At 70.4% G+C, this 20,605-nt stretch carries 18 protein-coding genes and 1 pseudogene; 12 read left to right on the top strand and 7 right to left on the bottom strand.

Translation table 11 applies throughout. The features are described from left to right. Positions 1-568: 568 nt before the first annotated feature. The 3 genes and pseudogenes from H4687_RS18465 to H4687_RS18455 all read left to right on the top strand — a co-directional run. Positions 569-2,743 (top strand): annotated as a pseudogene (locus H4687_RS18465) (helix-turn-helix domain-containing protein); the annotation flags it as partial. 4 nt (positions 2,744-2,747) lie between these two features. Further along, positions 2,748-3,743 carry a hypothetical protein gene (locus tag H4687_RS18460; RefSeq protein ID WP_046916003.1) on the top strand — a complete coding sequence of 332 codons (996 nt, stop codon included), beginning with the start codon at positions 2,748-2,750 and terminating at the stop codon, positions 3,741-3,743. Then, positions 3,740-4,618, top strand: a complete 879-nt coding sequence (locus H4687_RS18455; RefSeq protein ID WP_046916002.1) for a DUF6339 family protein — start codon at positions 3,740-3,742, stop codon at positions 4,616-4,618. Before H4687_RS18460 ends, H4687_RS18455 begins: the two co-directional genes overlap by 4 nt. Before the next feature lie 49 nt (positions 4,619-4,667). Here the strand turns inward: H4687_RS18455 and H4687_RS18450 are convergent, their stop codons facing one another. From H4687_RS18450 to H4687_RS18430, 5 genes are all read right to left on the bottom strand, one after another. After that, a complete protein-coding gene (locus tag H4687_RS18450) occupies positions 4,668-6,029 on the bottom strand; it encodes a DNA cytosine methyltransferase (protein ID WP_046916001.1) in 1,362 nt (453 codons plus the stop codon). An 11-nt stretch (positions 6,030-6,040) separates the two neighbouring features. Continuing rightward, positions 6,041-7,036 (bottom strand): DNA cytosine methyltransferase, encoded by a 996-nt coding sequence (locus H4687_RS18445; RefSeq protein WP_046916000.1) that lies wholly within the window; start codon positions 7,034-7,036, stop codon positions 6,041-6,043. Further along, positions 7,024-7,434: a very short patch repair endonuclease gene (locus tag H4687_RS18440; RefSeq protein WP_046915999.1), complete on the bottom strand. Its 411-nt coding sequence runs from the start codon at positions 7,432-7,434 to the stop codon at positions 7,024-7,026. Before H4687_RS18440 ends, H4687_RS18445 begins: the two co-directional genes overlap by 13 nt. 445 nt (positions 7,435-7,879) lie before the next feature. Then, positions 7,880-8,890, bottom strand: coding sequence for an SEC-C domain-containing protein (locus tag H4687_RS18435; protein ID WP_046915998.1), 1,011 nt, complete (start codon positions 8,888-8,890; stop codon positions 7,880-7,882). A gap of 187 nt (positions 8,891-9,077) precedes the next feature. Beyond that, complete coding sequence (locus H4687_RS18430) at positions 9,078-10,631, bottom strand: glycoside hydrolase (protein ID WP_046915997.1); 1,554 nt, start codon at positions 10,629-10,631, stop codon at positions 9,078-9,080. Positions 10,632-10,831: 200 nt separating this feature from the next. Here H4687_RS18430 and H4687_RS18425 point away from each other — a divergent pair, with 200 nt between their 5' ends. From H4687_RS18425 to H4687_RS18410, 4 genes are all read left to right on the top strand, one after another. Beyond that, positions 10,832-11,500 (top strand): class E sortase, encoded by a 669-nt coding sequence (locus H4687_RS18425; protein ID WP_046915996.1) that lies wholly within the window; start codon positions 10,832-10,834, stop codon positions 11,498-11,500. A 60-nt stretch (positions 11,501-11,560) separates the two neighbouring features. Next, complete coding sequence (locus H4687_RS18420) at positions 11,561-11,872, top strand: DUF6412 domain-containing protein (protein WP_046915995.1); 312 nt, start codon at positions 11,561-11,563, stop codon at positions 11,870-11,872. Positions 11,873-12,024: 152 nt separating this feature from the next. Continuing rightward, positions 12,025-12,819 (top strand): YidC/Oxa1 family membrane protein insertase, encoded by a 795-nt coding sequence (locus H4687_RS18415; RefSeq protein ID WP_046915994.1) that lies wholly within the window; start codon positions 12,025-12,027, stop codon positions 12,817-12,819. A 161-nt stretch (positions 12,820-12,980) separates the two neighbouring features. Next, entirely contained in the window at positions 12,981-13,838 is an 858-nt protein-coding gene (locus tag H4687_RS18410) for a fumarylacetoacetate hydrolase family protein (protein WP_046916014.1), read from the top strand. A gap of 159 nt (positions 13,839-13,997) precedes the next feature. Here the strand turns inward: H4687_RS18410 and H4687_RS18405 are convergent, their stop codons facing one another. Then, positions 13,998-14,486: a heme-degrading domain-containing protein gene (locus H4687_RS18405; RefSeq protein ID WP_046915993.1), complete on the bottom strand. Its 489-nt coding sequence runs from the start codon at positions 14,484-14,486 to the stop codon at positions 13,998-14,000. After that, entirely contained in the window at positions 14,483-15,568 is a 1,086-nt protein-coding gene (locus H4687_RS18400; RefSeq protein WP_046915992.1) for a Gfo/Idh/MocA family oxidoreductase, read from the bottom strand. Before H4687_RS18400 ends, H4687_RS18405 begins: the two co-directional genes overlap by 4 nt. A gap of 56 nt (positions 15,569-15,624) precedes the next feature. Here H4687_RS18400 and H4687_RS18395 point away from each other — a divergent pair, with 56 nt between their 5' ends. The 5 genes from H4687_RS18395 (at position 15,625) to H4687_RS18375 (ending at position 20,540) form a co-directional block, all read left to right on the top strand. Then, positions 15,625-16,845 carry an ROK family transcriptional regulator gene (locus tag H4687_RS18395; RefSeq protein WP_404819282.1) on the top strand — a complete coding sequence of 407 codons (1,221 nt, stop codon included), beginning with the start codon at positions 15,625-15,627 and terminating at the stop codon, positions 16,843-16,845. Positions 16,846-17,141: 296 nt separating this feature from the next. Continuing rightward, the gene (locus tag H4687_RS18390; protein ID WP_063778560.1) at positions 17,142-18,005 is read left to right on the top strand and encodes a hypothetical protein; all 864 of its coding nucleotides are present in this window, start codon (positions 17,142-17,144) and stop codon (positions 18,003-18,005) included. A 174-nt stretch (positions 18,006-18,179) separates the two neighbouring features. Continuing rightward, complete coding sequence (locus tag H4687_RS18385) at positions 18,180-18,959, top strand: HAD-IIA family hydrolase (protein ID WP_005486608.1); 780 nt, start codon at positions 18,180-18,182, stop codon at positions 18,957-18,959. A 175-nt stretch (positions 18,960-19,134) separates the two neighbouring features. Continuing rightward, positions 19,135-19,821, top strand: coding sequence for a hypothetical protein (locus H4687_RS18380; RefSeq protein WP_046918766.1), 687 nt, complete (start codon positions 19,135-19,137; stop codon positions 19,819-19,821). 8 nt (positions 19,822-19,829) lie between these two features. Then, the gene (locus tag H4687_RS18375) at positions 19,830-20,540 is read left to right on the top strand and encodes a class F sortase (protein ID WP_046918765.1); all 711 of its coding nucleotides are present in this window, start codon (positions 19,830-19,832) and stop codon (positions 20,538-20,540) included. Positions 20,541-20,605: the final 65 nt, after the last annotated feature.

Here is a 20,605-nt window from a genome sequence, read left to right as displayed (position 1 = left end):
CACTCAGGCCACGCTGCGAATCCAAGTCGTGACTGCTGTACTCGTCCATTATCAGGTCCCCCTGTCGCATCGGCCGCGCAGGGGTGCGTAAAGGAACAATCGACCCCTCGTGGAAATAGGTGTAGAAATCTCGTTAAAACGTTCCGCGATGAAAATCAGACTAGCAGGATCCTGGTCTGCCTGACTAGTCGTCAGAATCAATGGGGAGGGCGCTTGCGTGAGCCTCGATATGCGGCTGGAGACCGTGCTTGCCGGTCGATTTTGGACACACTTCTGACAGGGTCGCCTGGTTCGCTCGACTTTTCGAGTTCCCGGGCGAGACGAGAGCTATGCCGTCCATAAAATCCTATCGGATGTCGATCGTGGGGGTCAACCCAACTGCCTCTCGTTGCCGGGGAATTGAACCCTCCACATTCGAGAATCCGCCCAAAGTGTGTGAAAGTCGGGCATCCCAGCCCATCGGTCTAAGTGATCCTGGCGCCTCGATCCGATCAACTTTTGGTTGACAACGTTCGTCGCGTCAAATTAGCCTCCTGGTCAGCCTGCGCGCCGCAGGCGACGCCGAGGGAAGAGCGGGTGGCACGGGTTGGACACAGGTGAAGAGTTCGGGCCCTGGTTGGCCCGTCAGCTCAAGCTCGCGGGGAAGACACAGGCCGAACTGGCCCAGGAACTCAAGCTGACGCGGGCCGCCATCTCCGCGTGGATCACCGGAAGGTCGACCCCCCGCCCGACCGTCATGGTGGAGATCGCCAAGGCGCTCGGCACCGACGTCGGCACGGTGCACACCCGTACCACCGACACCCAGGCCGGTCTGCCGATCACCTGGTACCACCGTCCCGGATACCCCGACGGCGGTCGTGAGCTGGGCAACGCCGCGGCCTTCGCGTTCGACGCCGACGTGCAGGTACTCGCCCGAGAGACCTGTCAGAACAGCCTCGACGAGCGCCTCACCGAGAACGGCCGACCTGTCAGGGTCCGCTACACCCTGCACGAGCTGACCGGCGAGACGCTCGACGCCTTCCGCGAGACGATCCTCTGGAACGATCTCTTTCCGCACTACTCCGCGGTCTCCGAGGGGGCGGGCAGTCAGAAGGTCGGCCGGGTCGTGGACGCCGGAGTGCGCGACATGTACGAGAAGGGCCGCCTGGTCCTGCTGCGTGTCGACGACTACAACGCGTCGGGGCTCACCGGGGACGACTACGAGGACGGCAAGTTCGCCGCTGTGGTCAGGCGGCAACTGGAGAGTCTCAAGTCGGGGCACAGCGCGGGTGGTTCGTACGGCCTCGGCAAGGCGACCCTGTGGGCCACGAGCGCCCTGGGACTCGTACTCATCAACTCCACTCTGTCCGAGCCCCACGAGGGTCGTACCGAGCGACGGGTCATCGGGCGCCTCGAACTCCCCTGGCGCAAGGTGGACGGTGAGTCGTACGCGGGTCCCGCCTGGTTGGGGCGCCCCGATCCCGACTCTCCCGGCGCGAGGGTCGCCCGCTCCTGGTGGGCGGACGAGGAGACCGTCGCGCGACTGCATCTCGCCCGGGAGAGCGACGAACCCGGTACCTCCTTCCTCATCGTTGGCGCGCACGACGTGGCCAGCCTGGAGGAGAACGGGGTCGACGCCGAGGACGAGGCCAGGGACGAGGAGAGCGCGGAGGACACGCGCGACATCCGCAGGATGCACCGACGCCTGGTGGAGGCGCTGGGCCGCGACTTCTGGGCCGCGATGACCGCCGGGGGCAACCGGCTTCCCCTCCTGGAGGTCTCCGTCCGAGCCCTTCGCAACGGCGAAGTGATCGTCCCGGAGAAGCAGGTCGACCCGTCCGCCGAGCAGCCCGCACGGACCCGTGCCCTGCGCGCGCACTACGAAGGCACCACCGTGGACAGGCTCGTCGAGGCCGGCCAGGTGGCGGCGCGAAACGTGCCGCTGAAGCTACCGCTGTCGGGAGGCGCCAGAGGCACTCTCGGGACACACCAAGCGGTGTTGCTGGTCACCGAGTCGGTCAACGACGCCGAGAGCGAAGGCGGAACGAAGAACCAGGTGCATTCGCTACGGGGTAACCGCATGACCGTCAAGACGGCAGGGGTCCCCAACCTGCCGCTCGGCACGAACCTGTTCCAGGCCGTACTGCTCGTGGGTGAGGCTGCCGGCGAAGCCGCGCCCTTCGCGAAGGAGGCTGAGGAGTTCCTGCGCGCGGCGGAACCACCCGAGCACGATCGCTGGGGGCAGACCGAGGAGCTGACCCTGCGCTGGTCGCCCTCCGCGTACCGGCGGATCAACACGCTGACCGCCGAGGTCAACAGTGCGGTGAGAGAACTCGTCGCGCGGCCGAAGCGCGCCAACCGGAGCGAAGGCGGTGAGGCTCTGCGCAAGGCGTTGACCGTGAAGCCCAAGCCCAAGGCCAAGGCACCTTCCGGACCGGTGGTTCCGGTCCTGGACGGGCTTGATGCGACAGTTGGCGACGACGGGGAGTGGAGGATCACCGCGGAGGTGAGCATCCCGCGTGGTGACGAGATCGTTCCGATGGCGCCGGTCGCCCAACTCGACGTGCGTTCGGGCGGACGCCCGAAACTGGACTGGGCCGAGCTGGAGGCGGTAGAGGGCTGTGAGGTGGAGGACGGCATCCTGCGTTTCGCGCCCGGCACCCGTCGCGCGAAGTTCCGGGGATCCACCGACGTGACCAGCCACCCGGTCAGGACGGCGCTCACGCGTCTCGTTGTCGAACTCCGCGCCGGCAAGGGGGAATGAGCACGTGAAGATCTACCCCTACAAGCGGCTCAACCGGCCGGTCGTCCTCAGGGTGACCTCGGTGTCCCTCAAGCTCGCCGATGGCACCCGCGACCAACTGGAGACCACCGCCTACTCCACCCAGCAGCAGACGGTCGCCCTCGGCATCGCCGGCCACACCGACTGGGTGAGCGCCACGGTCGGCCTCTCGGCGACGCTGCCGCCCGGGGCGAATGCACCGGACGCCGCCTGGTCCGACCTGAAGGTCCTCGCCGTTCTGACGGACGGCGAGACCAATGTCCGCACCTCTGTGCCTCTCACACGGGACGCGGAGGACGGTCGTGACTGGTCGGGCTCCCTTGAAGTGTTCCGCGACGACCACATGGGTCGGGCCTCCCTCGCCGTGTACGCCGTCGGGACGGTGGACGAGGTACCCGGTCGCTCGATCGCGGAGACCGACCGGAGCTGGATCGTCGACACAGTCTCTGAAGAGCCGGTTCGCGGCCTTCAACTGGACGTCCAGAAAGCCTCGTTCAAGAAGAGTGCCCGGGAGTGGTTGCAGGCGTACGCGGACGCTCCCTGGATCGTGGACACCTCGACCAGAGTTCCCACCGTGTTCGTGAACACGGACGTCGAGGGAGTCATAGGGCTGTTGGACAGCAACGGCTCCGGAGTGGACAGCAAGGTGCGAGACCTTCTGGTCGCCCAGATGGCCACCGATGTCTGGACCGCGGTGTTCCACGGCGCCATCGGTGATCTGGAGATGGAGCCCGGGGGCGGTCCGGTGTTCCCGACCGACTGGCAGGGCGAGGTGCTGCGGGAGATGCTCCCGGACGTGATCCCCGGCGTGCACGTCGAGGAGGCCCTACGGCAGGTGCATCGACGACGTACCGGCGAATCGGGCTGGGTGGAGCTCCAGACCCGCATCCACTATGCGGCGGTGCGCCGTGCCGATGCCTACAAGGCGCTCGCCTACGCCATCCGCAGTCTTGAACAGATGAACAGGGAGAGCGAGACGTGATCACCGCACCGAGCTACGTTCCGGAGCGCTTGGCGCTGCTCGCCACCTCGGCCGTCGACCCGTTCCTCACGGAGGAGCTGCTGAGAGGCGAACAGGTGCATGGCGGCATCGATCTCGCCAAGGTCGTCGAGCCGCTCCCGGAGGACGACGCCAGGTGGTCGGTCGAGCCGATCCGAAGCCTGGTGGAGGACGCCATGTACGAGTTCCGGGCGGACCGCACCCGCGCTGACGCGTGGCTCGCGCCACGCCTCCATGCCACCCTGCGTCTGACACGGCGGGAGGCGGCGGACAAACGTCTCTGGAACCACCTCGCCTTGGCGGTTGCTCCCGATTACGTCGCATGGCGTCACCTGTCGGAGCCGTCGGCGAAGCGGCCGGAGAGGCGTATCGCCGCAGAACGGTTCCGGGGCCCGGCCGACCGCCAGTGCTTCTCCCGGTTGTGGTGGGCGGCAGAACTCTTCAGGAACGGGCCGGACTACGAGCCGGTTGTCGCGGCCTGTGGGAATCAGGACCTCATCCACACGGTTCTCCGGATGGAGTTGATCGACCATCGTCCCACTGCCCAGGCTCTCGTCCGTCTTCTGATAGGCGGGAAGATCACCACCGGGCGAGAGATCTTCGGCCTCAGTGTCGCGATCAATGCGGCCGGAGCGACGCTGGTGTACGACGTCCTCGCACGGGACGAGCCGAGGGACCCTGCTCGTCTGCGGGACTGGATCGCGGAGGCCGCATCGGCACCACCGGTTGATCGACGTCATCTCCCGGACGGACCCGACGAGGATCCTGTCCCGGAGAAGTCCGTGGCCTCACTCACCGAGTACTTCGCCGAGCTGTTCGAGACCGCGCCGGTCCGGGGCAGGAAGAGCGTGGACTGACCGGCCGTGGCTGCCGGCCCAGGAACAGCCGTACCCGCGAACGGTGTTGCTAGTTCTTCTTCCGGCGCGGCCGTTCGGAGGAGGGTGCCGGCGCCTGGTCCTCCGGGCGCGGGCACCTGGCGGTGCAGTCGTCCGCCGCCCCGCAGCCGTGACTCCGCAACTTGGCCCGCTGCTCCTCCGTGGCCGCCGGCCACGGCTTGCTCAGCGCAGCAGCGTCCGGTGTGGGGAGCCCGAGCGCGGCGCTCAGCAGGTGCGCCCCGAACAGGGGGGGTACGGCATTGCCTACCTGCTGCGCCTGTGCCTTACCGGACCAGGGGTAGTCGGGTGGGAAGCTCTGCAGCATCCCCGCCTCGTTCATGCTGAACCGCGCACCCTCGTAGACGAAGTTCGCGTCGAGGTGCTGGAAGACCACGAAGCGGGAGATGCGACCGGTGACGGTGAACGCGGGTTGCCGATCGCTCCGAACTCCACGCCTTCCGGGGATTCCGGAGCTGCCGTAGTTCGAGCGGACCAGGAACGGAGTGTCGCGTCCCGGGTGTGTGCCCACCGGTTCGGCAAGCACGTCACCCATCGACCTCCAGGGCTGCAGGTCTTCGTCATCGGTTGCATCGTGTTCTTCCGCCAAGGTCGCCGAGTCCTCGTCGAAGGTCGGCTGATGAACCTGGCTCGGTGCGGCCTGATCATCTTCGTTCCTACGATTCCACGCCTTGGCCTCGTAGGAATGGTGGGTCGGCTTGGGAAGTGACGGCGTATCGAGTCCTTCACGACGAGCGATCAGTACCGCCCGTGATCGCTTCTGAGGGACGCCGTAGGTCTCGGTGTTGAGGAGGCCGACGACGGCCTTGTACTTGGTGCCGTCGGGAAGACCCGTTTCCTGCAGCACCTTGGCGTAGTGGTGCCAGAGTTCCTCGACCGCCGGGACCTGTTCCAGGACGATCACGTCGTACGGGCGCCTGCCGCGGTTCGGACTTCTGGTCGCCTGGAGGGCGTATCGGAGTGGTTCGAGGACCAGCGCGGTGCGTGGATCGCTGAGAGTCTTCAGGTCCTCGTCGATCGTCTCGTCGGATTCGCCTGCCGTCAGTCGCTCGATGTACTCCTTGACCTTGTTCAGGTTCTTACGGCCGGCGCCGTGCCCGGCAACGGAGTAGGTCTGGCAGGGAGGTCCACCGGCCAGCACATTGATCTCAGGGGGCAGCGACTCGAAGGAGTCTCTGCGGACCGCGCTCACATCGGCGTGCAGCGTCTCCAGCCCGGCCGCGTATCGAGTGAGACAGGCGCTCCTGTCCCACTCGATGCCGAGGCTGGGGATGTCGAGAGTGTGCCCCGCGACATCCAGCCCTCCGGGTCCCGCGAAGAGATCCAGGACAAAAGGCTTGTCGAGGATGGACTGGTGTGGCGCCGTGCTGGTCATGTGGCGGAAGTCTAGCCGGCCGGGGAGGCTGCCGGATCCCGGTTCAACGCCTCGGCGACGGCTCGCCCCAGAGCCTCTCCGACGGGCGGCGGTGTCGCGTGTCCGACCTGGCGATATCGTGCGGTCTTGAGTCCGGCGATCTGCCATGATTCGGGAAAACCCTGCAACAGCGCGGCCTGCTCAGTCGTGATCTTCACCATGTTGTCCCTGCCGAGCTCGGGATCCCATACGAAGTCCGGACCGGGAATTCGGTCACCCACCGTGTGTGCGTTGACACCCATGGTCGCCCACTTGCGCTTGGCGCCCGTCGGGCCGAGGTCGGCGCCGCCTCGGTTCTTCGAGCCTCCGACCAATGTCGGAGCCGGTTGATCGGCTTGGGCGGCCCAGCGCGCAGCATCCTGCCACCCGTGTGCGGCCATGGACGGCCCCAGAACGACGCCGACCGTAGCCGGTTCGCTCACCGTGGGCGTCGGCTGCCGGAACGCTTCGGCCAGCGACTGTTCGACTGCTACGAGGACTCCCTGCCTCCGGTTCTGCGGTACGCCGAAGTCGACCGCATTGACGACGAACCAACTGAACTCGTATCCCAGATGGGCGAGTTCGACCCGGGCGAAGTCGCGAAAGGGCTGGTACCTGTCCGAGTCGGCGAGCCCGGGGACGTTCTCGATGAGGATGGCCCGAGGCTTGATCGCATGGGCGAGCAGAACGGTCGCCCTCAGCAATTCTTCCTCTTTGTCCGAATCTGTCCGCTCGGTGGTCGCGCTCGACTTCACCCGTGGTAGGCCTGCCGCGAGGAGATCCACGTCGTAGCTCATGGGGTGCTCGGCCGGGTCGAAGTCCAGCAGATCGGCGCAGAGTACGTTCCACTGAGGCCGGTTGGCCTTCAAGGTCCTGACGGCCACCTCGTCCTCGTCCAGCAGCAGACGCGGTTCGAATCCCGCCCGCTCCAGGCCGAGGGCTAGGCCACCAGCTCCGGAGCACACATCCACAAAGGTCAGTCCCCCCACGCTTCACGTCCCTTCGTGCCCTCTGTCAGACGTCGTTCCACTGTTGCGGTCACCCGCACGGCCACTTCCTCAGGGGCTTCATGCTCCCAGAACCGCAGCACCGTCCACCCCGCCGCGGTCAGATGCTCCGTAGTCTCCCGATCGCGGGCCATGTTCCGGTCCAGCTTGTTGCGCCACCACTCTGCGTTCGACTTCGGCTGCGTGGCGTGCTCAGGGCAACCGTGCCAGAAGCATCCGTCGATCAGCACGGCCACCTTGGCTCGGGTGAACGCCACGTCTATACGGCGTCTAGCCATGCCCGGGACCGGGAACTCCACGCGGTAGCGCAACCCGGCAGCGTGGAGCAGGCGACGAACGGCCAGTTCGGCGGCCGTGTCCTTGCTGACCTGCCTGCTCATGCGTGCGGAGACGGCGGGCGACAACGGCTTCATCGTGCTCAAGGCGGCTGTGCCTCACGATCGCGGCTCGGTCCGGTCGGTTGCAGCTCGATTCCACCACAGCGGAAGGGGCAGCCGCTCCGGATCTTGGTGATCGAGATGGCGGCGTGAGCGGGGACAGGGTTGTCGAGGTGCCGTTGGGCCGCTCGCTTCATGGCAGTGTCGCGCCTCCGCGGCCCGCCTCAAGGGCGCTGCGTGTCGCCTGCGGCGATGGCCCTTCGGGCCACCCTTGACCCGGGCCGCTCCGGCGAGGGGGGAGAAGCGGGCGAGCGGCCCGGAAGGGTGCGTGGTCCAGGTTGGGTGAGGCGAGGTCGGCTGGGTTGTGGGGCGGGGTGCCTGGCGCGTTCGCGTCTCGCAAGCACGCCGGGATTGCTTGGCGGCTTGCGGTGAGTGGGAGTGGTTGCGGCTACGCGCCGTGACACGTCTCGTACGGTCGGCCCGAGCCGCACCAGCACGCGCTTCCCCGCTGCGGCGGCCACTCCACAGCCAACCCCCGCGCAGCCAAAGTCGTCGCGTACTGCGGGAGCAGGGTCGCGTCGGCCGGGGATGAGCCCTCCGAGGCTGCGAAGGCCTCGTAGGACGGGACCGTGCCGGTGACGATGCCCAGGTTCGGGGTGCCGGAGGTCGACAGTTCCCGTAGCGAGGCTTCTATCGTCGCCAGGTGCTCCTCGTGCGACGGGTATTCGGCGGTCAGGCCCGGGTAGGCCGAGATCAGTTCCGCGAGTTCGCCGGCCGGCCAGTGCAGGACCGCCACCGGGAACGGGCGGGACAAAGCCTCCCGGTACGCGCCCAGCTCCGCGCGCAGGCGGGAGATCTCGGCCTGGAGCTCCGCCGGGTTGTCCGAGCCCAGGGACCAGACCCGTTTCGGGTCGTGCAGCTCGTCCAGGGAGACCGAGGAGGAGTGCTGGGTGTCCGCCAGGGCGTCCCACTCGTCGTGGATCGCGCCCAGCATGCGGCGGACCCGGTGGCGGCCGAACAGCAGCGCGCGGGTCGCGTACGGGGGCTCCGCCACGTCCGTCAGCAGCAGGGTCACGGCCGCCGTGAACGTGTCCTGGGCCGCTTCCAGCTCGTCGTGGGCCTCCAGGGCCTCGGCGACGATCACCCAGGGGGCCGGGTCGCGGGGGGCCGCCGCGCGGACGCCGTCGATGATCGCGCGGGCCTCCGCCTCGTGGCCGTACTCCCAGAGGTTGGACGCTTTCAGCGCTCGTACGAGGTGGGGGTTGTCCAGGGGGGTGGAGGAGGACAGCAGGCGGTCGTAGAGGGCTGTCGCCGTGGGGCGGTCGCCGGAGAGTTCGCGGTGGGCGGCGGCCTGGAGGAGGAGGTGCTCGGCGTCCTCGGGGTAGAGGTCGGCGGTCCGCTCCAGGCGTGCCGCTTCGGCGTTGTGGTCGACGTTCTCGGCAGGCGTGTCGGGGCGCATGGACGACACCGTACTGCCCGTGGGGGAGGTAGGGGGATGGAGGTGAGGTACGGGCTGAGGTGGGAGGGAGCGGGCCAGGGGCGCGCTCCCTCCCACCTCCCCACCTTTGCCTCGGCTCTCTCCCGGGGGTGGGGCCAGGGGCACATGGGGCGCGGGCCGGCGCCCTCCGGCCCGCGCGCCGGTCCTTCTAGATCGTCACCCCGTCGATCTGCAGCGTCTGCACCGCGCCCGCCGCGAACGGCACCGCCACCGTCTTGCCGCTCAGGCGCGTGTCCGAGTACGCGCGGTAGCGGTCGGTGCCGCCCGAGGTGTGGGTGTTCCAGCGGGGGACCAGGCCGTTCGCGCCGCCCGTCACCGTCGTGAAGTTCGCGAGGTTGAAGGTGAAGGTCTGGGCGGAGGAGGCGGTGTTGATCGCCACGATCACCAGGCGCTTGGCCGCCGCGTCGTACGCCGCCGCCGTGAAGCTGGAGCCCGTGTCCAGGATCGTCATCCCCGGGCGGATGTGGCGGCTGAACTGGGCCATCACGTAGTACTTGGTCTGGACCGTCGTCGGCTGGAGGGTGTTCTGGTCGTACGCGATCATCGCCCAGCCCGCCGTCGGGTCCATCACCTGCCAGTAGACCCAGGCCGTGGGGTGCAGCCAGCGGAAGTCGTAACAGAGGTTCCGCGCGAGGGTCCAGCCCGAACCGTCGCTGTCGCCCGTCTCCGAGTTCCAGAGCTTCTTGCCGGCGGTGGTGACCACGTCCGTGTAGAGGAGGTCGCGGCGGCCGTCCGCGCCCTGGTAGCCGTGCACGTTCACCTGGCTGACCAGGGCCTTCGTGGCGGAGTTGAAGGAGTTCCACGTCGAGCGGGCCGTGTCGTAGTTCGTCTCGTCGGAGGCCGAGATGCGGACCGAGTTCAGGCCGCGCGCGTCCAACTCGCTGCGCATGTACGGGAGTACGGCTGCCTGGACCGCCGGGTCCATGTGGCAGCCCTCCTGGGTGCCGGTCGCCGTCCACCAGGAGGACGCCGGTTCGTTGAAGGGGTCCACCGTCGCGAAGTTCACGCCCCAGTTGTTCTTGGCGTAGAGGGCCACCGCCGCGAGGTGGGAGGCGTGCTGGCGGTAGTTCCAGGTCTGGAGGTTGTTGCCGCCGCCGGAGGCGCCCGAGGGGTTGTGGTTCGAACACATCCACCACATGGGGGAGTTGGCGAAGAGTTCCGTCGTCGCCCCGCGCGCCACGGCCTTCGTCAGGGCCGCGCGCTGGTTCGGGTCCGCCGTCCACTTCCAGGCCGAGGAGGTCGGGTTCTCGTTGGTGTAGTCCTGCCAGAAGCCCTCGATCTGCTTGAAGGCGGGGATGTTGGGGGACTTCACCATCGACTCGCCGTTGATGGAGTTCGAGCTGCACGCGCCGAGGTTGTAGCGGGCGATGTTCATGCCCAGGCCGGGCAGGGCCGTGCCGTTGTACGTCGTCGTCTTCGTCGTGAACCACAGGTCGGCGAAGTCGTCCCGGGCACCGAAGACGTTGGCCCACCAGGCCAGGGAGGTGCCCCAGCCCTCCCAAGTGCCGTACTTGGTGGCCGGGTTGACGGCGATGGTCGCGTCCGCGTGGGCCGTGCCGGTGCCGAGGGCCGTGCCGACCACCGCGCCGCCGGCCGCGGCGAGGAGGGCTCTGCGGCCGAAGGCGGCCGGCGGGCGTTCGGCCGACGGGGTCTGCGCGGCCGGTCTCGTCCGGTCGTCCGTGGGCTCGGGGGATGCAGTCATGTCAGCTCCGGGGGATGCGGGTGCCGAGGGGAGGGAAAGGTGGGGCTGGGGGACCGGCCACCTTCCGAACTGCTCAGGGGGACATCAGTGGGGACAACTGCTCTGTAGCGACATCGGAAGAGTCAGGGGTGAAAGGTGAGGTTGTCGAGAGGTGTGACAGCGCTTTCTCCTCTTTCTTTCAACGGTTGTGAGAAGGGGAGATGAAAGTCGCCCACCTCCGTGCGCTCCAGGTCGCCGCCGAGGCTGCCGTCACCCTCGGGCTCGTCCTCCTGCTCCTTCTCGCCCATCAGCTGTGGTGGACCAACCGGCAGGCCCAGGAGAGTGCGGCCCGCGAGGTGGCCGCGCTGGAGAGGGAGTGGGGCGCGGACACGGAGGGGAGCGGGGAGCGGGAGGAGAGAAGGGGGGAGCGGGAGCACCCGGCCAGGGCCTACGCCGTCCTCGCCATCCCCCGCCTGCACCTCCGCGTGCCCGTCGCCGAGGGGGTCGGCCGGGCGGACGTCCTCGACAGCGGGTACGTCGGGCACTACCCGGGGACCGCGCAGCCGGGCCGGCCCGGCAACCTCGCCCTCGCCGGGCACCGCAACACCCACGGCGAGCCCTTCCGCCACCTCGACCGGCTCGCGCCCGGTGACGAGGTCCACATCGAGACCCGGGACACCGTCCACACCTACGTCGTCGACCGGACGCTCCCGCAGACCGCACCCGGCGACCGCGGGGTTCTGCGGCCCGTCCCGCGCAGCGACGTGCGGCCGTCGTACGGGTACGCCGAGCGAGGCCACTACCTCACGCTCACCACCTGCACGCCCGCGTACACCTCGACGTACCGCCTCGTAGTCTGGGGGAAGCTACGCTCGGTGCGGCTCAGATGAGAGCATGTGTGCGACAGAGCGCGGTGCGGCAACCAGAGCACGGAGCAGGAAGGGGTGGCGATGATCCGGAGCTGGATCGACCTGCGTCCCGCCGCCGTGCTGCTGCTGTTCCTCTTCGAGGTCGCCGTCCTCGACACCGGCACGCTCTCCGCGGCCGTCGCCTTCGCCGCGACCGCCGCCGCCGGATCCGCGTTCGCCGCCTGTGCGGTGATCGCCTCACGCTGCGCCCCCGTCGTGCCTCGTACCCGCGTACGGACGGCCATACGGGACCGTGAGCGCCGTACGGCGTTCCTGCCCCAACGCGATCCCGACGCACGCGGCCGTACGCGGCCCCGGGCGCCCGGACACGCCCTCCTGACGGCCACCGCGTAGGGCACGCCTCCTCTGTTCCCAGCTGTGCAAGCTGTGCAGGCTGTTCCCAGGCACGTGCTCCTCGCGCGGGCCGTCGCGCCGGTTCCTGACCCCGATCCGTCCCGGACGGACGGGTCCCTGGCACGACGAGACCCCCTGGAGGGCTCCCACCCATGTCCGTTTTCGCCGACCTCGTCGGACACCTCGCCGATCTGCTCCAGCCGCTGTTCCACGCCTCCGCGACGGCCTTCGCGATCGTCCTGTTCACGGCGCTCGTACGACTGCTCGTGCACCCCCTGTCCCGGGCGGCGGCGCGGGGGCAGCGGGCCCGGATCGCCCTGCAGCCGCAGATCGCGGAGCTGCGGAAGAAGCACGCGAAGAACCCGGAGAAGCTGCAGAAGGCCATGCTGGAGCTGCACACCAAGGAGAAGGTGTCGCCGCTGTCCGGCTGCCTGCCCAGCCTCTGCCAGCTGCCCGCCTTCTTCCTCCTCTACCACCTCTTCTCCAACCGGACGATCGGCGGCGAGGCCAACGCGCTCCTCACCCACCGCCTCTTCGCCGCCCCGCTCGGCGACCGCTTCGCCGACGCGCTCGGCCACGGCGGCGTGCTCGGGCCGCAGGGGCTCGTCTACGTCGGCCTCTTCGTGATCGTCGCGGGGGTCGCGACCTTCAACTTCCGCCGTACGAAGCGGATGATGGCGGCGGGTACGGCCGGTCTGCCGGCCGGGTCGGACGAGCAGCTGCCCGGGATGGCGGCGAGCTTGGGGGCCGTCAGCAAGTTCATGCCGTTCATGTCCTTCTTCACGCTGCTCAGCGTGGCGGTGGTGCCGCTGGCGGCCGCGCTGTACGTGGTGACCAGTACGACGTGGAGCGCGGTGGAGCGGGCGCTGCTCTACCCCCTGCCGGCGGCGGCCGGGGCCGCGGCGGGTACCGGCACCGGTGCCTCGTCGACCGCCACGGCGCGGTAGCGGGCGGCGGGCGGGGACGGGCGGCTACGAGCCGGGCGAGCAGGGCGGTCCACTACGTGAACCGGGTATTGCGGAGTGGACCGTGACCTTGGACGATCGACCAGTCCTCCGATGGCTGCACCCATCGGTCGGGCGGCGGACGACCGAGGGAGATGGCCATCATGAAGCTGCTGCGAGTCGGTACGGCGGGTGCGGAGCGGCCCGCGCTGCTAGACGCCGAGGGAGTCCTGCGGGACCTGTCGGGCGTCGTCGCGGACATCGACGGCGCGTTGCTCGCGGACGAGGAGGCGCTCGGGCGGGTCAGGGCCGCCGCCGAGAGCGGTGAGCTGCCCGCCCTGGACGCGGCGGGGCTGCGCGTCGGGCCGCCGCTCGCCCGTATCGGCAAGATCGTCTGCATCGGGCTCAACTACCACGACCACGCGCGCGAGACGGGGGCCGAGCCGCCCGCCGAGCCGGTGATCTTCTTCAAGGCGGCGGACACCGTGGTCGGGCCCCACGACACGGTCCTCGTGCCGCGCGGGTCGGCCAAGACCGACTGGGAGGTCGAGCTGGCGGTCGTGATCGGGCGTACGGCCCGGTACGTCGAGTCGCGTGAGGCGGCGCTCGCGCATGTCGCCGGGTACGCGGTGTCGCACGACGTGTCCGAGCGGGAGTTCCAGCTGGAGCGCGGCGGCACGTGGGACAAGGGCAAGAACTGCGAGACGTTCAATCCGCTGGGGCCGTGGCTGGTGACCGCGGACGAGGTTCCCGATCCGCAGAAGCTGGGGCTTCGGCTCTGGGTCAACGGGGAGTTGAAGCAGGACGGGACGACCGGGGAGCAGATCTTCGCGGTGAGTGAGGTCGTGCGGTACGTCAGTCAGTTCATGACGCTGTACCCCGGGGATGTCATCAATACGGGGACGCCGGCGGGCGTGGCGCTGGGGGAGCCCGAGCCCAAGCCGTTCCTTCGGGCGGGGGACGTGGTCGAGCTGGAGATCGACGGGCTCGGGCGGCAGAGGCAGGAGTTCAGGGACGCGTAGGCGCTCCGCTCGGGTGCCGGGTAACCGAGGGGGGACTGCGGGTCGTTGGCGGCTGCGGGTTCGTCGTGGCTTGTCGCGCAGTTCCCCACGCCCCTGAAAGACAAAGACAAAGACAAAAGACAAAGACAAAAGGCTGGGGGCGCGGCCCGAACCCCGCGCCTACAGCGTGCCCTTGAAGCGCTCCAGGGCCTCCACCACCATGGCGTGGTCCTCCAGTTGGGGAAGACCTGAGACGGTCACCGTGCCGATCACTCCCGCTCCCTCCACGGCCAGCGGGAACGAACCGCCGTGGGCGGCGTACCGGTCGGGGTCCAGGCGGGACGAGGCCTCGAAGGTCGTGCCCTTGGCCCGGAATCGGGCGCCGACGAGGTAGGAGGCGTGGGCGTAGCGCTCCACCACGCGGCGTTTGCGGTCGATCCAGGCGTCGTTGTCCGGGGTCGAGCCGGGCAGGGCCGCGTGGAATAGCTGCTGGGGGCCGCGTCGGATGTCGATGGCGACCGGAGCCTCGCCCTCGCGGGCCAGCTCCACCAGCAGGGAGCCCAGCGCCCAGGCGTCGTCGTGCGTGAACCGGGGGAGCACCAAACGGCGTTCCTGGGCTTCGAGTTCCTCGATGGTCGGGGCGGCGGGGGCGTTCGCGTCGGTCGTCACAGCTTCACCGCCACGCCCTCGCGCGCCGACCTGCGTGCCGCCTCCAGTACGTCCAGCGCGGCGGCCGCCTCGTACGCCGTCACCGGGTTCTCGCCGGTGCCGTGCAGGGCGGCGGCCACGGCCGCGTAGTACGCGGGGTAGTCGCCGGGGAGGGTCGGGACGGGGCGGCCGCCGCCGGTCAGGGGGGAGTCGCCGGCGCCGACGTGGCCCCAGAGGTCCTCGGGCTCCACGCCCCAGTCGGCGCCGGGGACGGGGCGCTCGCCCTCGCGGAGGGCCGCCTCCTGGGGGTCGAGGCCGTACTTGACGTAGCCCGCCTCGGAGCCCAGCACGCGGAAGCGCGGGCCGAGTTGGGGGGTGACGGCGGAGGCGTAGAAGTGGGAGCGGACGCCGTTCGCGTGGGTGACGGCGATGAACGTGTCGTCGTCCGTCTCGGCGCCGGGGCGGCGCAGGTCCGACTCGGCGTACACGAGCGCGGCGGGGCCGAAGAGGGTGAGGGCCTGGTCGACGACGTGGCTGCCCAGGTCGTAGAGGAGACCTCCGATCTCTGTGGGATCGCCGGACTCGCGCCAGCCGCCCTTCAGTTGGGGGCGCCAGCGTTCGAAGCGGGACTCGAAGCGGCGGACCTCGCCCAGTTCGCCGTCGGCGAGGAGCCCTCGCAGGGTGAGGAAGTCGTTGTCCCAGCGGCGGTTCTGGAAGACGGACAGGAACAGGCCGCGGGAGTCCGCGAGGGCGGCCAGCTCGCGCGCCTCGGCCGCCGTTCCGGCGACGGGCTTGTCGACGACGACCGCGAGGCCCGCCTCCAGGGCGGCGGTGGCCACGGGGACATGCGTCTTGTTCGGGGAGGCGACGACGACCAGGTCCAGTTCGTCCGCCCGGCTCCACAGCTCGTCGGCCGTGGCCGCGAACCGCACCTCCGGGAACTCGGCGCGGGCCTGGGCCCGCCGCTCCGGGTTCGATGTGACGACCGTGTCGAGGGTCAGGCCTTCCGTCGCGGCGATCAGCGGGGCGTGGAAGACGGAGCCGGCGAGGCCGTAGCCGACGAGCGCGACGCGAGGGGTTCTGCCTGTGCTGGTGCCTGTCATGGCGCCCACTTAAGCAACGCTGTTGCCAAAGTGCAAGCGCGAGGGACAATGGAAGGGTGAACGGCAACGGGATCGGCAACGGGATCGGCAACGGTGGTGGTGCGGGCGGCGGCCTGGGCAACGGGGGCCGTCCCCCAGGGGTGACCGGTGTGAATCTGCTCGCCCTGCGCAGCCACAACGGCGCGCTGGTCCTGGACCTGCTGCGTGGCGCCGGGACGGCCGGGATAAGCCGGCTGGAGCTGGCCGAGCGGACGGGGCTCACCCCTCAGGCGGTCAGCAAGATCACCGCCCGGCTGCGGGCGGACGGGCTGCTGACGGAGGCGGGGTACCGGGCCTCCACCGGGGGCAAGCCGCGTACCGTGCTGCGGCTCGTGCCCGACGCCGGGCACGCGGTCGGTCTCCACCTCGACCGCGACGAGCTGACGGCCGTCCTGTGCGACCTGACCGGCACGGTGGTCGGGGAGCGGCGGGCGGAGCTGAACCTCGGGGCCGGGGCGGACGCCGTGGTCGAGGGCGCGGCCCGTGAGGTGGAGGCGCTGCTGGCGCGGGCGAGCGAGGGGCGTCCGGCGGCGTCGAAGGACCCCGACGGCGATGCCCACGGCTCCTCACTCCTGCCTGTGCTCGGCGTCGGCGTCGCCCTGCCCGGCCCCCTCGACCATCTGCACGGCGTGCTGCACCGGGTCACCGGGTTCCCGGAGTGGGACGGGTTCCCGCTGCGAGCGGCGCTGGTGCGGCGGCTGGGGATGCCGGTGGTGGTGGACAAGGACACCAACGCGGCGGCGCTGGGGCTCGCGGCGACCGCCGGGGCGCACGGGTCCTTCGCCTATCTGCACCTCGGTACGGGGCTGGGGGCGGGGCTCGTGATCGACGGGACGGTGCATCGGGGGGCGCGGACCCGGGCCGGTGAGTTCGGGCACCAGGTCGTCCAGCTGGACGGGCCGCTGTGCGAGTGCGGGAACCGGGGGTGCATCGAGGCGCTGTGCCTCGCGGCGGTGGGGCGCGGGGACGTGGACGAGGCCGCGCGGGTGCTCGGTGCGGGGGTCGCGAATCTCGTGGGGCTGCTCGACATCGAGCTGGTGCTGCTGGGCGGGCGCACGGTCGAGGCGTGGCCCGACGCGTTCGTGCGGGGGGTGGGGTTCGTGCTCGACGAGTGGGCTCGGCGGCAGGGGGAGGATCCGGCGGTTCCGGTTCGGGTGGTGGGGGGTGGGACGTCCGCGGTTGCGGAGGGGGCGGCTCAGCTCCTGCTGGCGCCGCTGTTCGGGCGGGAGGACGGGTGAGGTGAGGTGAGGGGTGGGCGGGGGCCTGGTGGGCGGGTGAGTGCGGGTTGGGTGCAGTTGCCCGCGGAGGTTTCCGCGTAGGCCTCGCGCAGGTTTCCGCGTAGGCCTCGCGCAGGTTCCCGCGCAGGGCCTCACGCCCCTGAAAGCCGGTGCTGCCGTGAGCCACGGGCGGCGCCCAGCGGCATTGCGGGCTTCCCCCTTCTACTCCGCTGATCGAGCGGACTTGGCCCCGAACCTCATCGCCCCAAGGCGTGGCGGCGCTCCCCCGCGCAAGTAGATGGCATGGTCATGTGTTCATGCGACCGTCTATCTGTCTGACCGCTCTTGTTCTTGCCGGCGCAGCCGCCCTCGTCAGCGGTCCCGCGGTGGCGCTCGGCAGTGTCCCCGCTCCCGGTGGGCCCGCGCGCGCGGTGCTGGACGACCGGCGGCCCACGTGTGCCGGTGCCGACAGGGGAGCCTTTCCCCTCCGGACCCGGATCCGCGGCGGGCCCGCCACCTATGTCGCCGGCGGCGGCTTCCACGACTGGGCGCTGGAGTTGACCAACACCACCACCCGGACCTGCGGGAACATCCACCCGGTGGTCGTGCTGGTGGACGCCGCGCGCACGCTGAAGCGGACGCAGCCGCAGCTGGAGTACTACGCGGACGCCGAGGACACGGCCCCCCGGCCGGTGACCTTCGAGCGGACCGACTCCGACGAACTGGTCGGGGTCCTCGGCGGAGACGGAACCGGCTTCACCGTGCCCGCGGGCCGCACCCTCACCGTCCGGGTCCGCCTCTCCGTCACCTCCGACGCGGTCGTACCGAACGACGTCGTGGCCAACGCGGCCGTGGTCGAGCGGCGCGGCGACGACAGCGAGTGGGTGGGGGAGTCCGGCGACTACCGCTTCCGGATCACCGGCGGCGAGGAGGAGGACGGGAGCGAGCAGGAGAACGAGGAGGGGAACGAGCACGGCAAGGAGCGCAACGGCCGGGACGGCGGCGGGACCGCGAAGGAGGGCGGCGGCGTCGTACGCGGCGAGCCGAGGCCGTACCCCGAGGAGCGCCCGGACGAGCTGGCCGCGTCGGGTGTCCGCGCGGCGCTGCCGTACGTGACCGGACTGCTGCTCCTGTCCGTCGGCGGGCTGCTGGTCGCGGCGGTCCGCCGGCGGGCCGGCTGACTCCGGGACGCGGCTCGACGCCTGAGACCCGTACACACCCCCGCTGACCTGATGAGGACGGTCTCAGCGGCCAAGATCGGCCTCCTCTTTTCGGCCAGGCCTCACTAGGGTTGGGGCGGGCCCGGAACGCATGGACGTACGCGGGAATCAGCACAGGTCGGCAGGAGATCGCACATGGCAGAGCGCAAGCCCATCGAGTCGTGGCTCACCGACATGGACGGTGTGCTCATCCACGAGGGCGTGCCGATCCCCGGCGCCGATGCCTTCATCAAGAAGCTGCGCGAGTCCGGGCGCCCCTTCCTGGTGCTCACCAACAACTCGATCTACACCCCGCGCGACCTGCACGCCCGTCTGTCCCGCATGGGCCTGGACGTGCCCGTGGAGAACATCTGGACCTCCGCCCTCGCGACCGCCCAGTTCCTGGACGACCAGCGGCCCGGCGGTACGGCGTACGTCATCGGCGAGGCCGGACTGACGACCGCGCTGCACGACATCGGGTACGTCCTCACCGACCACGAGCCCGACTACGTGGTCCTCGGCGAGACCCGCACGTACTCCTTCGAGGCCATGACGAAGGCGGTCCGGCTGATCAACGACGGCGCCCGGTTCATCGCCACCAACCCGGACGAGACCGGCCCCTCCGCCGAGGGCGCGCTGCCCGCGACCGGAGCCGTGGCCGCGCTGATCACCAAGGCGACCGGGAAGAAGCCGTACTTCGCGGGCAAGCCCAACCCCCTGATGATGCGCACCGGCCTGAACACGATCGGCGCGCACTCCGAGACCAGCGCGATGATCGGCGACCGCATGGACACCGACGTCCTCGCGGGCATCGAGGCCGGGATGCAGACCTACCTCGTCCTCACCGGCCTGACGACCCCGGAGCAGATCGAGAAGTTCCCGTACCGCCCGTCGAAGGTCGTGAACTCGATCGCGGACCTGGTCGACCGCATCTGAACGCGATTCCGGCCACCTGAAGACGACTCCTGCCACCTGAACACGACTCCCGCCACCTGAACACGACTCCCGCCACCGGATAAACCCCCCGACACCCGGACGGAGCAGTCGCGGCCCCTCCCCGGGTGCGGCCCGGCGGGCGGTGGGGGAGTCTCAGGGTGTCTGGAGGTTCACCATGGGCTCACCACGAGTCACTCTCTGTGCCGGTGCGGTGGTCGCCGCCGCACTGACCGCGTCGGCACCCCCGGCCCTCGCGGCCGACCCGGGAAACGTCTCGGTGGTACCGGCCTCGCCGTCCCCCGGCAGCGACATCCGGGTGCGGGCCACGGGCTGCGGGGGGAAGACCGCGACGGCCGTCTCGGAGGCGTTCGTCGCGGACGCGCTGCTCACCCGGACCGGCGCCGAGGGCTTCGGCACGCTCGCCGGAGAGACCCGCGTACGGTCCTCGCTCGAACCCGGCACCTACGAGGTGCGGCTCACCTGCGCCGGCGAAGTGGCCGCGGACCGGATCAGGGGGACCGTCAAGATCGGTCACGGCAGGCCCGAGGCCGCCGGCCCCTCGGCCCCTCGGCCGCCGGGCACCGAGTCCGAGTCCCCCCGGCGGCCCATGTCCCCGGCCTCCCCGGTCGCCCCCGTGCGCGCGGGCGGCGGCGGAGCCGCGGAACGGCTCGCGGCGGCCGGTCCGGTGGACGCGCGGGGCTCGGCCGACCCGGCCAGCTCCATGGACGACGCCCGGCACGCCGGTCCCGGCGCCCGCCACGCGGTGGTCGGCCTGGTCCTCGCCGGGGTCGCGGCGGCGGTGGTCGTGGCGCGGGGCGCGCGCCGCAGCCGCAGTCACGGCCACGGCCGCGGTACGGAGTAGGGGTCACCGTGTCGAAACGGGACTACTCCGACGACGGGAGCACGCTCGGGGCGATCGCCGGAAGCCGGTCGGGCGGCGGCACCGGCCGCGTCGTCGCCGGTGTCGCCTGGGCCGTGTTGCTGCTCGGTCTGTGGCTGTGGGGCCGCGAGATCACCGACGTTCGTGCGGGCGAGTCCGCGCCCACCACCGGAGACGTCGCGGCGGTCGGGCGCCCCGCCCAGGCCGAACTGCCGCCCGCCGCACAGCCGTTGCGAGACGCGCGGCCGCAGCGGCTGGACATCCCCGCGATGGGCGTACAGGCGCCGGTCGTGGCGCGCGGCCTCGACCGCGACGGGGCGATCGAACCGCCCTCCTACGGTCAGCCGGGCGTCGTCGGCTGGTACGCGGGCGGTGCGCGGCCGGGGGCGACGGGCGCCGCGCTGTTCGTCGGACACGTCGACACCGAGACCCGGCCCGCCGTCTTTTACAAGCTGAGCGCGCTGAGCATCGGCGAGAAGATCCGGGTCACCCGCAGCGACGGCAGGATCGCCGAGTTCACCGTGGACGACGTCCAGGTCATCGGCCGCGACGACTTCGACGCCGAACGGGCCTACGGCGTACGGCAGTCGGGGCGCGCCGAACTCCGTCTCGTCACCTGCGGCGGCACCTTCGACAAGACGACCCGCACCTACACGGCGAACGTCGTCGTCTCCGCGTACCTGAGCGGCACGGGACCTTGAGCGGGCACCTGGCCCGGTCGACGACCCGCTCCCCCCGGGGCCGTCGGCCGGGCCGGTCCTCGACC

The sequence above is a fragment of the Streptomyces stelliscabiei genome (assembly GCF_014873495.1).
In the GTDB taxonomy this organism is placed as follows: Bacteria; Actinomycetota; Actinomycetes; order Streptomycetales; family Streptomycetaceae; genus Streptomyces; species Streptomyces bottropensis.
Note: the sequence above shows the minus strand (reverse complement) of the source record. Positions and strands in the feature narration are given on the sequence as shown.